14 protein-coding genes are annotated in these 14,712 nt (G+C 71.3%); 7 read left to right on the top strand and 7 right to left on the bottom strand.

The window, feature by feature from the left end; all coding sequences use genetic code 11:
• Positions 1–80 precede the first annotated feature (80 nt).
• Positions 81–1,004, bottom strand: coding sequence for an RNA polymerase sigma-70 factor (locus ACWD12_RS19165; protein WP_450100504.1), 924 nt, complete (start codon positions 1,002–1,004; stop codon positions 81–83).
• Positions 1,001–1,945: an NAD-dependent epimerase/dehydratase family protein gene (locus tag ACWD12_RS19160; protein WP_450100503.1), complete on the bottom strand. Its 945-nt coding sequence runs from the start codon at positions 1,943–1,945 to the stop codon at positions 1,001–1,003. Before ACWD12_RS19160 ends, ACWD12_RS19165 begins: the two co-directional genes overlap by 4 nt.
• A 237-nt stretch (positions 1,946–2,182) precedes the next feature.
• On the opposite strand from ACWD12_RS19160, the gene ACWD12_RS19155 reads away from it, so the two are divergent.
• Positions 2,183–2,383 carry a hypothetical protein gene (locus tag ACWD12_RS19155; protein WP_358363904.1) on the top strand — a complete coding sequence of 67 codons (201 nt, stop codon included), beginning with the start codon at positions 2,183–2,185 and terminating at the stop codon, positions 2,381–2,383.
• A 56-nt stretch (positions 2,384–2,439) separates the two neighbouring features.
• Here the strand turns inward: ACWD12_RS19155 and ACWD12_RS19150 are convergent, their stop codons facing one another.
• From ACWD12_RS19150 to ACWD12_RS19130, 5 genes are all read right to left on the bottom strand, one after another.
• Positions 2,440–2,625, bottom strand: a complete 186-nt coding sequence (locus tag ACWD12_RS19150; protein ID WP_450100502.1) for a hypothetical protein — start codon at positions 2,623–2,625, stop codon at positions 2,440–2,442.
• A gap of 320 nt (positions 2,626–2,945) precedes the next feature.
• The gene (locus ACWD12_RS19145; protein ID WP_450100501.1) at positions 2,946–4,508 is read right to left on the bottom strand and encodes an ABC transporter ATP-binding protein; all 1,563 of its coding nucleotides are present in this window, start codon (positions 4,506–4,508) and stop codon (positions 2,946–2,948) included.
• Complete coding sequence (locus tag ACWD12_RS19140; RefSeq protein WP_450100500.1) at positions 4,505–5,284, bottom strand: ABC transporter ATP-binding protein; 780 nt, start codon at positions 5,282–5,284, stop codon at positions 4,505–4,507. Before ACWD12_RS19140 ends, ACWD12_RS19145 begins: the two co-directional genes overlap by 4 nt.
• Complete coding sequence (locus tag ACWD12_RS19135) at positions 5,274–7,469, bottom strand: branched-chain amino acid ABC transporter permease (protein WP_450100499.1); 2,196 nt, start codon at positions 7,467–7,469, stop codon at positions 5,274–5,276. The genes ACWD12_RS19140 and ACWD12_RS19135 overlap by 11 nt, the downstream gene beginning before the upstream one ends.
• 42 nt (positions 7,470–7,511) lie before the next feature.
• A complete protein-coding gene (locus ACWD12_RS19130) occupies positions 7,512–8,885 on the bottom strand; it encodes an ABC transporter substrate-binding protein (protein ID WP_358363912.1) in 1,374 nt (457 codons plus the stop codon).
• 337 nt (positions 8,886–9,222) lie between these two features.
• On the opposite strand from ACWD12_RS19130, the gene ACWD12_RS19125 reads away from it, so the two are divergent.
• From ACWD12_RS19125 to ACWD12_RS19100, 6 genes are all read left to right on the top strand, one after another.
• Positions 9,223–9,921 (top strand): spermidine synthase, encoded by a 699-nt coding sequence (locus ACWD12_RS19125; RefSeq protein WP_450100498.1) that lies wholly within the window; start codon positions 9,223–9,225, stop codon positions 9,919–9,921.
• A gap of 216 nt (positions 9,922–10,137) precedes the next feature.
• Positions 10,138–10,614, top strand: a complete 477-nt coding sequence (locus ACWD12_RS19120) for a nuclear transport factor 2 family protein (RefSeq protein ID WP_358363915.1) — start codon at positions 10,138–10,140, stop codon at positions 10,612–10,614.
• A complete protein-coding gene (locus ACWD12_RS19115) occupies positions 10,611–12,245 on the top strand; it encodes an MFS transporter (RefSeq protein ID WP_358363916.1) in 1,635 nt (544 codons plus the stop codon). Before ACWD12_RS19120 ends, ACWD12_RS19115 begins: the two co-directional genes overlap by 4 nt.
• 179 nt (positions 12,246–12,424) lie before the next feature.
• Positions 12,425–12,892, top strand: a complete 468-nt coding sequence (locus tag ACWD12_RS19110; protein WP_450100497.1) for a hypothetical protein — start codon at positions 12,425–12,427, stop codon at positions 12,890–12,892.
• A 77-nt stretch (positions 12,893–12,969) separates the two neighbouring features.
• Positions 12,970–14,028: an ArsR family transcriptional regulator gene (locus ACWD12_RS19105; RefSeq protein WP_450100496.1), complete on the top strand. Its 1,059-nt coding sequence runs from the start codon at positions 12,970–12,972 to the stop codon at positions 14,026–14,028.
• 203 nt (positions 14,029–14,231) lie between these two features.
• Entirely contained in the window at positions 14,232–14,606 is a 375-nt protein-coding gene (locus tag ACWD12_RS19100) for a hypothetical protein (protein ID WP_450100495.1), read from the top strand.
• Positions 14,607–14,712 lie beyond the last annotated feature (106 nt).

Genomic DNA, 14,712 nt, shown 5'->3' with positions numbered 1-14,712 from the left:
CCGACGGTCGGCGGCCCTGGCTGCGGACCGACGGTCGGCGGCCTTTGCTACGGACCGACGGTCGGCGGCCCCTGCTACGGCTACTGCGGCCGCTTGCGGAACTCGCCTGCCTCGCGCTTGAGTTCCCAGGCGTCCGCGACCGGCCCCATGTGCGCGAGCTTGTCGGGGTTGACCACGGAACGGATCGCCTGGATCTGCCCGTCGAGGATGTCGAGCACCCAGGTGGCGGCGATCCGGCCGTCCCGGTCGCGCAGCAGCGCGCCCGGCTGGCCGTTGATCTCCTGCACGTGGAGCGCGACGCCGACCGCGGTGAACTGCGGGGCCGCGGCGGCGAGCAGCCGGGCGACCTTGTCGGGGCCGAAGACGTGCGGGCCGACGAGCGGTGCCTTGCCGCCGCTGTCCCCGACCAAATGCACGTCGGCGGCGAGCAGTTCGCGCAGCGCGTCGACGTCGCCCTCGCGGAACGCGTCGAAGAACCGCTCGGCGAGCTCCTGCCGCTCCCGCCGGTCCGCCTCGAAGCGCGGCCGGCCGTCGTCCATGTGCCGCCGCGCCCGTACCGCGAGTTGGCGGCACGCCGCCTCCGACCGCCCGACGGCGGATGCGATCTCCGGGAAGCCGAACCCGAACACCTCACGCAGCACGAACACCGCGCGTTCCAGCGGGCTCAGCCGCTCCAGCAGCACCAGCGCGGCCACCGACAGTGAGTCGGCCAGCTCCGCGGAGCGCTCGGGGTCCTGGTACGGGTCGGAGAGCAGCGGCTCGGGGAACCACGGACCGACGTACTCCTCGCGGCGGACCCGGGCCGAGCGCAGCACATCGATCGATATACGGGTCACCACGGCCGACAGGAAGGCCTTGGACGACGCCGGCCGGGTCCCGGATGCCTCCCAGCGCAGCCAGGTCTCCTGAACGGCGTCCTCGGCCTCGGTGACGCTGCCCAGGATCCGGTACGCGATGGAGAACAGCAGCGGCCGGAGGTCCTCGAACTCCTCGGTGCGGGTCATGCCCGTGCCTCCTTCAATTCGCGCTCGAAACCCTGCCGCCACGACGGGTGCCGCAGTTCCCAGCCGAGTTCCCGCTTCGCCTTGGCGTTGGAGAACCCGCGCCCCTCGGTCATCATCGTCACCGCCGCATCGCCGGCCAGCAGCCGGGCCAGCCACTTGGGCATCCGCATCGGCGGTCTGGCGCCGGCACAGGCCGCGAGATGCGGCAGCCACTGGTTCGCCGGGGCCGGCTCGTCGTCGACGATGTTGAACACGCCCGTGGCCCTCTGCTCGACAGCCAGGACGGTGGCGCTCGCGGCATCGTCGAGATGGATCCAGGAACTGTAACCGGTACCGCCGCCGACCAGCGGGAACTGCCGTTTGCGTACGAGCTCGACCTGGTCGTCGACGGCGCCGGGCCCGTAGAACGCGCCGTACCGCAGCGCGACACCGCCGGCCTTGACGACGGCGTCCTCGACGTACCGGATCGCCTCCATCCCGGGGCGGGCCCTGCTCCCGGTCTCGGGATCGAGGGGGTCGTCCTCGGTCTTGACCCAGCCGCCCCGGCGGATCCCGTTCCAGCTCGCGTAGCTCTGCGCGACGATGTGCGGCACGTCGGTGGCCTCGGCGGCGGCCAGGAGGTTGTCGGTGCCCTCGGTACGCAGCCGGATCGTACGGGCGAACCAGCGGTCCGGGTGCTTCAGGTCGGGCTTCCCGGCGTGCGCCACGGATATCGCCGTCATCTGGTGCACGATCGTGTCCGGCCGCGCGAAGGCGACGGCCTCACCGACTGAGGCCGCGTCCAGTCCGTCCATCACGACACCTTTCGCGCCGAGGTCCGCCAGTAGCGGCAGCTTGTCCGGACTCGTCGTCGTGGCGGTCACCTGATGGCCCGCGGCCAGGAGCTGCGGCACCAGTCGCCGTCCGAGGACCCCGGTTCCGCCTGCCAGGAACACGCGCATGCCCCATCACCTTCCCGAGTGCGAAGTACGTCTTCGACACCCGAGACGAGACAGCCCTCGCCCCCGTGACATCAGTGGGTGCGCGGGCGCGTGACAACAGGCACGTTGGACCGGCCGGTTTGCCGATCGCGACCGGGGTAGACGCCACACATGGCCAAGATCCCCAGGTCCCAGCGACATGGGACGGAACCGGACGACGCCGTCTCGGATCTGCCGCTACGGCGTCTCTTGTCGAGGATGGCGCTCGTGGCGGGCGTCGTCGCCGCGGCGGTCTGCGCGTGGGTGGCCGCGGAGACCGACACGCACCAAGGAGTGTGGATCTTCGCCGCGGCAGTCTCCGCGGCAACGGCGCTGGTAGCGGCGATCGACCTCGGCGTCATCCGCCACCGCATGCACGAACGAATCCTCCGCTCACTGCGCTTCCCCCACCCCCGCTGAAGCCCCGAAGGCCCGGAGGTCGGACGCAGAGCCGAGACGCGAGCGGCGGGCCGGGGTCAGGCGAGCATGCGGACGACCATGACGGCGGCGTAGACCAGCACGGCGGCCAATGCCACGAGCACGGTGGCCAGCAGCCACGGCAGCGGGTTGCGGCGCGGTCCGGTCGCCGCCTCGATGCCCGGGCCGCCGCCCGACGACGCGGGCGGCTCGGACGGCCCGTCGGCCACGGGGTGCTCACTCACGGGGGTCCCCTCCCACGTACGGTCCCACAACGGCGTTGCCCACCCAGCCTGTCACCGGGTGGGCCACCATGCATCGGTCCTGCGGAGGAAACCGGGGCACACCCCGGCTACGACCGCATGGCCTCGTCGCTGCGTCGCCGCATGGCCCTGGGTCAGGACGCATGGCCGCGCGGGCCTCGGTCGGGACGCGGGGCTGCGCAGCCGTACCCCTCGGTCAAGGCGTGAGGGCGTGGGGGCGCGTGGCCGCACGATCCTTGGGCAGAACGCGCCCGCGGCCGTACGGCCCCTGGTCAGGCGCCGTACGGCCGAAGGGCCCTGAGTCAGGACGTGGGCGGCTGCTGTCCCCCACCCTGCTGCTGCGTGGCTATCAGCCGCGCGATCCAGAACCGCAGGAAGTTCGACAGCGAGTAGCGGATGAACAACGCCATGCCCGCGATCGAGATGGTCACGCCGACCAGCCCGACCACGATCGCGTCGTTCTGCGTCAGTTGCAGCCGTGTCGTGTGGGCCATGATGTACGCCCCCAGACCGGTGCCGATCCCCGCCACCAGCAACACCACGCCCAGCCACATCAATTGCGTGTCCAGCGTGGTGGACGGCGGCTTGATGCGCAGCCCCGCGACCTCCTGCGCCAGCGCGTGGGTGCGCGGCTCCGCGGGGGCCCCGGGCGGCGGTGCCGGCGGCCCGTCGGAGGGGGCGGCCGGGGTGCCCGCCGGGACGGTGGGCGGAACACCGGCGGTGTTCGTGCTCATGACTTCACCTCGTGTCTCGCCTTTTGACTCGCCTTGTGACACACCTGATGACTCGCCTTGCGCCTTGCCTTGCCCAGCACCAGCACCAGCACCGGCGCCCGCGCCGCCGCGGCCCGCGACCGAGTCCGACCCCGACGTCCCCTGCTCGCCACCGCCGAGGTACGCCGAGTACCGGTCACCGGCGACCGGCAGCGCGACCGTGGTGTCGGCCGCTTCCCCGTTGCGCGCCGTCGCCGATTCCGCGGCCCTTGCCGCGGGCCCGGACCCGGGCAGGGCCTTCGGAGCCATCGCCGCGTCGACCGGTGCCACCAGCGTCGCGGCCGTGCCCGTGCCCTTGAGCTGCGGTGTCTCCTCGGCTTCCGCCGCGCCCGCAGCCTCCTCCGCGGAACCGTCGCCGCCCAGGTACGCGCTGTGCAGACCGGCCGCGATCTCCTGCGGTGTCCCCACCGCGGTGATCCGCCCGCCGGTCATGACGGCCGCGAGGTCGGCGACGCCGAGCGCGGTCTGCGCGAACTGCTCGACGAGAAGCACCGTCACCCCGGTCCCGGCGATCCGGGCGACGATCTCGAAGAGCTGCTCGACGACCAGCGGGGCCAGCCCCATGGACAGTTCGTCGATCAGCAGCACCGCCGGGTCGGTGGCGATGGCCCGGGCCATCGCGAGCATCTGCTGCTCGCCGCCGGACATCGTGCCGGCCGCCTGGCGGCGCCTTTCCTTGAGCCGGGGGAAGATCGGGAAGACGCGCTCCTCGATCTGGGACCGTGACATCCCCCGGTAGCTGGCCATCCACAGGTTCTCGGAGACCGTGAGGTTCGGGAAGACCCCGCGGCCCTCGGGAATGCTGCACAGTCCCAGCCGGGCGAGGTCGACCGGCGCCGCGCCCGTGACGCACCGCCCGGCCAGCCAGATGTCCCCGCCGCTGGGCGGGTGCATGCCGGAGGCGACCTTGAGCATGGTGGTCTTGCCCGCCCCGTTGGGTCCCAGCACGGCGAGCACCGAGCCCGCGGGCACCGCCAGGTCGACCCCGTGCAGCACCTCGACCTGCTCGTACGCGGCCTTCACACCGCGCAGTTCGAGCAGTGGCGGGGCCTCCTGCGGTCCCGGGACGGGGAGTTCGAGCGTCAGTGTCACAGCGACACCCCCAGCGCTTCGTCGGGATCGGCCAGTACGGCGGGGTCGAGATCCTCGTCGACCTCGCCGAGGTACGCGGCGCGCACCGCCGGGTCGGCCTGGATCTCCGCACACGTCCCCTGCGCGAGCTTCTTTCCGAAGTCGAGGACGTGCAGTTCATCGCACACCGACATGACCAGGTCCATGTCGTGCTCGACGAGCAGCACCGCGACCCCCTCGGCGGCCACGTCGCGCAGCACGCGCGAGAACTCCGCGGTCTCCGACTCGTCCTGCCCCGAAGCGGGTTCGTCGAGCAGCAGGATGCGGGGCCGGCACGCGAGCGCGCGGGCGAGCTCGACCATGCGGCCCTGCCCGGTGGGCAGCGAGTCGGCGCGGACCTCCGCGATCGCCCCCAGGTTGAGGCGTCTGACCAGGGTGTCCGTGGTCGTCCCGGCGCGTTCCGCGCCGCGGTGCCTGCGCCGGAACTGGGCCGCGGCCACGTGGATGTTCTCGCGTACCGTCAACGACCCGAAGAGTTCCAGGCGTTGGAAGGTACGCGCCATGCCGCGCCGCGCCCGCTTGTACGGCGCCAGCTTGCTGACGTCGCGCCCGTCCAGCACGACCCTTCCGGCATGCGGCGCCTGGAGCCCGGTGATGACGTTGAACATCGTGGTCTTGCCCGCGCCGTTGGGCCCGATCAGCCCGGTGACCTTCCCGTCCAGGGCACGCAGGCTGATGTTGTCGAGGGCGGTGTGCCCGCCGAATCGCACGGTGACGCCTTCGACTTCAAGACCCATGGCGGCCTCCCGATACGGCGGTCAGTGGCGGGATTCCGAGGGTACGGTCCAACGCCTCGATGTCGGCAGGGGTGAAGGGCACGCTCAGCCCCAGCTTCTCGGGCGGTGCGGTCATGCCCTCGGGCAGCTCGGCCAAACCGTTGGACTTGCCCGTGGCGTGGGCGTCGAGGTACTTGCCCATCGCCGAGATGCCGATCAGGGCTGCCGCGATGACGAGCACCATGACGTAGTTGCCCACGACATCGGCCTCGCGCAGGGCGTAGGCGAGCACCACCGCGGAGCTGCCGAGCACCATCACCGCCGGGTACTTCAGCGCCGGATCCCAGTTGGGCCGCAGCTGCGAGGCGATCATGCCGTTCGGGTTGCGGCCGAGCGCGATGCCGTTGAGGCCGATCAGGATCGTGGTCAGCTGCGTCCAATCCGGGAACAGGTTCGTCATCAGCGGCGTACCGAGCAGGATGCCGCCGAACAGGGCGGCGCCCGGCGAGGTGAGGCCGGCGATCACCATCGACATCAGCACCGAGAGCCCGACGAAGAACTCGAAGTTGCTGGTGCTGACCGACCGCACCGCGCCGCCGTAGATGCCGCCGCCGACACCGGCGATAGCCGCCGAGGCGGCGAACACCCCGAGCGTGGTGAGCTTGTGGTTCATGCCGAGCGTGGCGCACGCGGCCGGGCTGTCCTTGAGGGCGAGCAGGCGCTTGCCGAACTCCCCGCGCCGGATGCCGATCACCAGCAGGCTGCACAACGCGAACATCACCGAGCCGAACACGAAGTACGCCCGGTCCCCGTCGATGTCGACGATGGCCAGGTCGAACCGTTCGAGCTGCAACGTCCCGCTCTTGAACACCTGGTACTCGTGGTCGCCCCAGGTCCACTTGGGCAGTTGGAAGATCCACCGGTCCAGTGCCACCGCGAACGCCGCGGTGGCCAGCGCCAGGTAGATGCCCGAGAGCCGGAGCGCGGGCAGCGCGATGACGGCGCCGACGGCGGCGCAGATCAGCGCCGCCCACAGCAGGGAGATCGGGTTCCCGCTGCCACCCAGGTGCCCGACGGTGATCGCACCGATCCCCGCGAAGCTCAGCTGGCATAGCGAGAGTTGCCCCGCGTAGCCGACCAGGGGGATCACCGAGAGCGCGATGATGCCCAGGCCCCACATCTGGGTGCTGCCGAACAGGTCCGCGGTCGACAGGGTGCGGGAGGCCACGAACGCGCCGAAGACCACCGCGACCGCGAAGAAGAGCCCTCCGGGCCACGTCGGCTTGCGGGCGAACTCCCGGGTTCGGCTGGAGCTGTGGCCGCGCAGCTGGGACTGCGGGAGCAGCAGCAGCGCGACGAACAGCACCAGCACCGGGACCACCGAGATGAACCCGGCGAGGTACGGCGCGCCCGCCTCCCACTTGGGGATGTAGCGCGTGGCGTACGACCCGCTCACGCCGATGATCAGCGCGCCCACGAACGTCATAGGCAGGCTGCGCAGCCTGCCTATGACCGCGGCTGCGTACGCGTTGACGATCAGCAGGGTGAGCGGCAGCGGGCTCAGCGACAGTTTCGGCGCCACCAGGATGCCCGCGAGGGCGGCCAGGAAGGTGCCGATCGCCCACGCCAGCATGCCCGCGGCTTCCGGACGCGAGCCGTTGAGCACGGCGAGCGAGCGGTCGTCGACCGTGGCGCGCATGGCGATGCCGATGCGTGTGCGCGTCAGCAGCACCCACAGACCGATCGCCACCGCCAGTGCCACCCCGAGCGTGGTGATGTCGCCGTACGGCACCTTGACGCCGCTGATCTCCAGGACGTGCCCGCGGAAGAACGGCTGCACGGTGCGGTTCTTGTTGGGGTCCCAGATCCAGGTGACCGCCGCGACCAGGGACAGCAGGATCGCCACGGTCACCATGAGTTTGGTGGCCTGGGACGTACCTTCCAGGCGCCGCATGATCACCAGGTGCAGCAGCACTCCGAACGCCGGTGCGAACACCAGCAGGCACAGCACCAGTGCGATCCACACCGGCCAGCCCCACCCGTAGTGCATCTGCCAGTAGAGGAAGGCAGCGAACATGCCGGTGGCGCCGTGGGCGAAGTTGAAGATGCCCGTGGTGGTGTACGTGAGGGTCAGGCCCCCGGCGGTGATCGCGTAGATGCCGCCGGTGGCCAGCCCGATGATCGTGAACGTGAGGAACTCTTGCACGTGCCCTCCGTGGGCCTGGCCGGCTGTGCCGGGCCGCTCGGGTCAGGTGTACTTTTTGTCGAGCTTGGCCACGTTGTCGGGCGAACAGTTGAAGATCGTGTCGGTGTTGGGCTTGGTGACGTCCGAGTCGACGACGAAGCCCTTGTCCTTGTCCAGCTTGGTCATCGCGAAGCACGGGTTGGTGTGCATCTCGGTGAGCGGACCGACGTCGTTGGGGGCGAACAGGCCGCCGGCGGTCCAGCCCGGCCGCTTCGCCTTCTCCAGGACGCATTCGACGGTCACGTCCGCGCCGCAGTCCTTGACCGCGGCTGCCCACAGCAACCACGCGTTCAGGCCCGCGTAGTTGAAGTAGACCATCCGGCCGTCCTTGTTCTTGCTGTGGAACAGGTCCAGCGCAAGCTTGGCGGCCGGCTTGTCCGCGGCGCTCTCCTGCGGCCAGTACGTCGTGTAGACGTAGAAGTCCGGCATGGCGGCGTCCTTGGCCGTCTGCAGGTTGAAGTTGTTGTACGCGGACTGGTCGGAGAGGATCGCCTGCGGCGCCCACCCGGAGTTGTTCATCTCCTGGATCAGCGGGGTCGCGTTGACCGCGAAGATGCCGGCGCTGATCAGCAGCTTGACGTCGTTGGCCTTCATCGTCTCGACGATGCTGCGCCACTCCTGGCCGATCGGCTGCGCGAGCTGCTTGTCGACGACGGTGCCGCCGGCCTTCTTGACGGCGTCCTCGTAGCGGTCGGCGACCGCGCTCAGCGAGCCCATGGCCTGGCCGACGATGCCGACCTTGTCCTTCATCTCCGGGTACTTGTCGAACAGTGCTTTATAGGCGCCGGTCAGTCCCTCGTCGGAGGGAATGCCGCCGGGCTGGACCTGGAGCGGGGCGTCGATGGCCACGGTCGTCACGACGTAGCCGGGGATGGCGCCGAGGTTGCAGCCCAGGCGCGGTTCGACGGTGCCGTCGTCGAGGGGGCTGCCGCCGCCGACCAGCATGAAGTCGGTCTGGCACGCCTCGGTGACGCGCGTGGGAGCCTGCGTGAGCATGCCGTCGCGCTTGTTCACCTTGATCTTGCGCCCGTTGATGCCGCCCGCGTCGTTGCACCACTTGGTGAAGGCGTCGGCTATGTCGAAGAACTCCTGGCCGAGGCCGGGCTGGATCTGGTTGCCGGGGTCGCCCAGCGTGGTCACCGTGATCGAGTCGTCGTTGACGCCGCGCGCCTTGGAAGTGGACGGCTTCTGGTCGGCCGGCTTGGCGCCGCACAGGCCCTTGAGGTCCCCGAAGTCGCCCGAGGCCGGTGCGCCTCCGTCGCCCGGGCCCGGGGCGCCGGGCAGCGGGGCGGCCGCCCCGTACCCCGGCGGGAACTCCTCGTCCCGCATGTCCCCCGAGCGGCTGCAGGCGGCGACCAGGAGCAGGGGCAGAACCATGCCCACTGTCCATCGCCGTCCCGCTCGCCTGGCGGAAAGTGAAGCCATCAGCCCTCCCGACACTTGTGTCCGCTGACCGGACGCAAGGTGTCCTGGTCGGCATTCGTGGTGCAGCCGTGCATTGGTGCATTCGTGCTCAAGTGCTGTGCACCGTCCCGGCGAACGGCTCGCGTGTCCGCGGTGGTCGGCTCGGGATCGGCGTTGGGGTCCGGAGATGCCATCAGACAATGGACCATGGAGCGATGGCCGGGACACTAACGGCGACCTCACGAGGGTGCAAGAGTCGTCGGACCGGCAAAAAGTGCCGGTCAGATAACGGTGAGGACGGTGCGGCGACATGCCGGTGAAGCGAGAAGGCGACAAAGTTGCGACGGTGGTTGTCGAGCGTGTCGAAACGCCCCGCGGCGAACTGGTTCTGCGCCGCCGCGGCGACGACTTCGAGATCATCAGCAACGGCACTTTTCTCATGGACACGCGGGACGGGACGTCCGAGCGGCTGCTCGTCCGCGCGGCGGTGGACGCCGTCGGACGCCCCGACCTCCGGGTGCTGATCGGCGGTCTGGGGGTGGGGTTTTCGCTCGGGGAGGCGGCCGCGCACCCCTCGGTCGGCCACGTCACGGTGGTCGAGCGCGAGGCCCCGGTCATCGCCTGGCAGCACGGCCCGCTCGGCCGGTTCTCCCGGCACGCGCTGGACGCCCCCCATGTGCAGGTGCGGCACGAGGACTTGCTCGACTGGGTGTTCGCGACGGCGGGGCCGGCCGACGATCCGCTCGCCACGTACGACGCGCTGTGCCTGGACATCGACAACGGGCCGGACTGGACGGTGACCGAGTCGAACCGCTCGCTGTACGGCCGCGAGGGGTTGACCGCACTGCGCGGCAGGCTCGCCCCCGGCGGCGTGCTGGCGGTCTGGAGCGCCGCGGCGAGCCGGGAGTTCGAGGAGCGCCTGGCGGAGGTGTTCGGGGACGTGCGCGTCGAGGAGGTCCCGGTACGCGTGCCGCGCGGCGTCCCGGACGTCGTCTTCCTGGCCCGCTGACGCCCCGTCACATCACCGCGTGCGCCCGGACGGTGGCCGCAAGGTGTCCAACGACACCCCGCCGCATTGCCTGTCGATGACGATCATGTTTCCTGTGGTTTTCGCAGGTCAGGACTGCCGTATCCAAGCCTGACTGACCGTCAGCGAAAACTTGTGTCAGTCCACTGCCCCATGTCAGCATGCGATGACGGTGTCGTGTGCGAGGGGACGGTACATATGGGTGCGGGCACAGGGCAGGACGGCGACATGGTCCGCCTCCTGGCGGACCGGCAGGCGCTGCGCGACCTGGTGGAGACGTACGCGCACGGCGCGGACCGGCGCAAGCCCGACCTCGTCGCCTCCTGCTTCCTCCCCGACGGCACGCTGACCGTGCACATGGAGGCCGGCGCCGACCCGGTGTCGCGGACCGGTCGCGAGCGGATCGCCAAGGCCCTCACCGGGCTCGAACGGTACGTCGCCACCATGCATCTGGTGGCCAATCAGCTCGCGACGGTCGACGGGGACCGCGCGGAGGCCGAGACGTACTGCACCGCGCACCACATCTACGACGACGAGGCGGGCGTACGCCGCGACCGCGTCATGGCGATCCGCTACCTCGACACCTACGCACGCACGGACGAGGGGTGGCGTATCGCGACCCGTACGCTGCACTGCGACTGGGTCGAGGACCGGCCGCTGACGATCGCGTCGTGAGCGGCGACAGTACCGGGGCCGACGCCGGGACGGAAACGGCGGCGGCCGTCGGAAAGACCTCCGACAGCACGGCGGCGCGCGGTCGCCGCAGCCCCACCCTCATCCTCACCGCCCTCGCGTTCGCGGCGACCGCCATCGCGGTCATGCAGACGGTCGTGACCCCGATCCTGCCCCAACTCCAGGGCCGCCTGGGCGTTTCCAGCTCCGCCATCGCCTGGGTGCTGACCGGGAACCTGCTCGCCGCCGCGGTCGCCACGCCGCTGATCGGGCGGCTGGGCGACCTGCGCGGCAAGAAGCGCTACCTGCTCATCTCGCTCGCCGCGGTCGCGGCCGGGTCGGTGCTCGCGGCGGTCACCACCTCCTTCCCGATGCTCGTCGCCGGGCGCGTGCTCCAGGGCCTCGGCGGCGGCGTCGTCCCGCTGGCGCTCAGCGTCGTCCGCGACGAGTTCCCGCGGCACCGCACCGCCGGCAGCATCGCCGTCATCGGCGCCACCATCAGCGTCGGCTCGACGTTCGGCTCGGTGATGACCGGCCTGATCGCCGACCGCGCCGACTACCACCTGCTGTTCTGGCTGTCCGCCGCGGTCTCGGCGATCTCGATCGCGCTCGTGTGGCTGATCGTCCCGGACTCCACGCCGCGCTCCGCCCCGGGCCGCGTCGACGTCCTGGGGGCGCTCCTGCTGTCCGGCTGGCTCGCCGCGCTGCTCGCGGCGGTGAGCCAGGGCAGCCGGGTCGGTTGGGCCGCGCCGCTCGTCGTCGGCGGGTTCGTCCTGTCGGCACTGCTCTTCGCGCTGTGGGCGTGGTGGGCCCTGCGCTGCCCCGAACCCCTGGTCGACCTGCGGGTCATGACGAGGCGTCCGGTCCTGCTCGCGGGCCTGTCCGGGATGCTCACCGGTATGGCGATGTACGGCTCGGGCCTGCTGTTCGCCCCCTTCCTCCAGTCCCCCGAATCCAACGGCTACGGCTTCGGCACCACCGTCCTGGCCGCGTCGCTCTACATGCTGCCCGGCGCGCTGGGGAACCTCGCGGCGGCGCCCGTCGCGGGGCGCATGATCAACCGGTACGGCCCGAAGCCCGCCCTCGTGCTCGGCCCGGCGCTCAGCGCCGTCAGCTTCCTCGCGCTGATGCCGCTGACCGACCACGCCTGGGCGTTCTCGGCGGTGTTCACGCTCTTCGGCTTCGGCCTCGGGCTGGCCTTCGCGGCGATGCCGGCGACCGTGAACGCGAACGTGCCGTCCGACATGACCGGGGTCGCCAACGGCATGAACGCGGTGCTGCGCACCATCGGCGGGGCGGTCGGCGCGGCCGTCCTGGGCGCCATCCTGACCGCCGTCACCCTGGGCGGCGACGGACCGCGCGGCTCGGCGCCGAGCCTGACGGCGTACCAGATCTGCTTCGGGCTGCTGGCGGTCGGCTGCGTGCTGAGCGCGTTCATCGCCCTGGCCGTACCGGGGCCTCCCTCGCCGATGTCGCCGGCCGGGGTCCGCACCGAACACCCCCGCCCGGAAAGCCCGGCCGAAGCCGTGGCGGTAGCGCTCGACCAGCCGGGATCGGCCGACCAGGCGACGTCCGGGCACTCGCCGACCTCGTCCGCGTCGTCACCTTCGGGCGGCGCCGCGCGCGGCGCCTGACCTTCCGCACCGCCGGTCCGGACGTACGCGCGGCTGCGCATCTGCGTGCCCGCGCGTCCGCGTCTCGGGGGTCCGAACGAGGGACAGCGGAGCGTGGCGGACCGATGATCGCACCTCGACATGCGCAGTATCGCCATATTGCCCCGTTTTGGTCGGGGTCTGAGCGATATGGAGATGCCGTGCGCATGCGGAAGTGCGGTGTTGTCGTGGCGGCGCTGGCCGCCGTTCTGGCGGTTTCCGGGCCGACGGCGACGGCGGACCAGAAAGTGACCGAACTGCGGGCGTACGTGGTGGCCGGCGGCAAGCCGCGCGGGGTCGTCGAAGGGCAGCACTGGCAGTCCTACGCCATGCTCCGCGACGCCGCCGACAAGCGCATCGGCGACGTGAGCATCGCGTGCGTCGTGGAGAAGGCCCGTGACAAGCGCGTCCTCGCGGACTGCGGCCACGCCCTCCGCATCGACGGCAAGGGCACGCTGCTGATTCACGGCAAGCACCACTACCGCGACCAGACGGTCATGCCCGGCACGGCCGACCCGATGCGGCACGTCGTCACCGGCGGCACGGGCGACTTCGCGCACGCCTCGGGGACGGCCGACCTCCTCGAAGTGATCGGCGGCTACACGTACAAGTACGGCGGCCTGGGCTGACCCCTGCGCCGGGAGCCGATCCGCAGCAACCCCCAACCCGAGCAGGACCACACAGGATCAGAAGGGCAGGCGCCTGCATGACCGAGACCCGACCGCCGCAGCCGCACGACGCGGGCATGCGGCTGCGCGAAGTCGCCTTCGGCGCCGTCAGCGCGGCCGCCGTCCGGGCGGCACTCCGCCTGGAGATCGCCGACGCGCTGGACGACGAACCGCAGACCGCCGAGGAGTTGGCCGCGCACCTGGCGGTGGAGCCGAGCGCGCTGCGGCGGCTGCTGCGCGCCCTCGTCGCCAACGGCATCTTCGTCGAAGAGCCCGACGGCCGCTTCGCGCACAACGACACCTCGCGCCTGCTCCGCGCCGATGCGCCGCGCAGCATGCGGTACGTGTCGCTGTGGGCCACCGAGCCGTGGACCTGGCAGGCCTGGCCGAAGCTGGAGGACGCCGTCCGGCACGGCGGCAGCGTGTTCCCGGACCTGCACGGCAAGGGCTTCTTCGACTACCTGCACGAGGACGCGCCGGAGTCCGCCGAGACGTTCAACCGCGCCATGACGCAGTCCAGCCGCCAGTCCGCCGAGGACGTCGCCGCCGTTCTGGACCTTTCCGAGGCGCGGACGGTCGTCGACGTGGGCGGCGGACAGGGCCTCCTGGTCGCCACCCTGCTGGAGCGGCACCCGCACCTGCGCGGCGCGCTGCTCGACCTGCCGGCGGTTGTCGACCGGGCCGACCCCCGGCTGCGGCCCGGCGGCGCGCTGGCGGACCGGGTGACGCTGGTCCCGGGCGACTGCCGCGAGGCCGTGCCCGTACGCGCGGACGTGTACGTGGTCAAGAACATCCTCGAGTGGGACGACGACAGCACCCGCCGCACGCTCGCGAACATCGTCGCGGCGGCCGAGCCCGACGCACGCGTCGTGGTGATCGAGAACCTCGTCGACGACACCGGCTCGCTGAAGTTCACGACCGCGATGGACCTGTTGCTCCTGCTCAATGTCGGCGGCGCCAAGCACACCGAGGTGAGCCTGCTCTCCGCGATGCGCCGTGCGGGACTCGAGGTCGGGGAGGTGCGCGCGGTCAACAGCACGCTCCACATGTTCGACAGCGTGGTGCCGGCAATCGCGGCCCACTCGAATGCCCCCTGATGCGGCACGCCCAAACCTCGCGATGATGCCCGCGAATGAACTGCGGCCCGCAAATCCCTCCAAGGGCCCTGCGGACGTGCGCATACGCAGCAGCAGCAGTCGCGGTCGCGGCACGGGCGGCTGATGGTGGGTGAGACGCCCTGCCGGTCCCCAGCGCCGATGACATGTCGGCTACCTGGCCGGGCTTCGAAAGGACCCGCACCATGCGTCGTGCACGCACCCTCGTCGCCGCAACCGCGCTCGGCTTCGCCGCGCTGACCATCGCGGTCCCGGCGGCCCACGCCGAGTCCCACACCCCCGAGACGTCGCCGGACTCCTCCAACTCCTCGGACTCCTCCAACTCCTCGAGCTCCTCGGACTCCGAGAAGTCGTGGCCCGGCGGCGACGGCAGCTCCTGGTCCGACAAGGAGAAGTCGGGCGAACACAAGAAGGCGCCGCACGGCGGCCCGCACGCCGGCATCGGCTTCCTCGACGAGGGTGCCGGCCTGGCCACCGGCGGCGTCCTGATCGCCGGTGGTCTCGGCCTGGGCGTGTACGCGCTGCGCCGCCGTCCGGCCGGCGACCTCGCGGGCGCCTGACACCGGCCGACCGCGACGCGACAACGGCGCCCGGGCCGCTCCGGCCGCCCGGGCACCACCCCGCGGCCCCCGCCCCACCAAACCGCCGGGGCCGGACGGCGAGCCC

The organism is Streptodolium elevatio, assembly GCF_053592165.1.
This window is presented reverse-complemented; position numbering and strand designations above follow the sequence as displayed.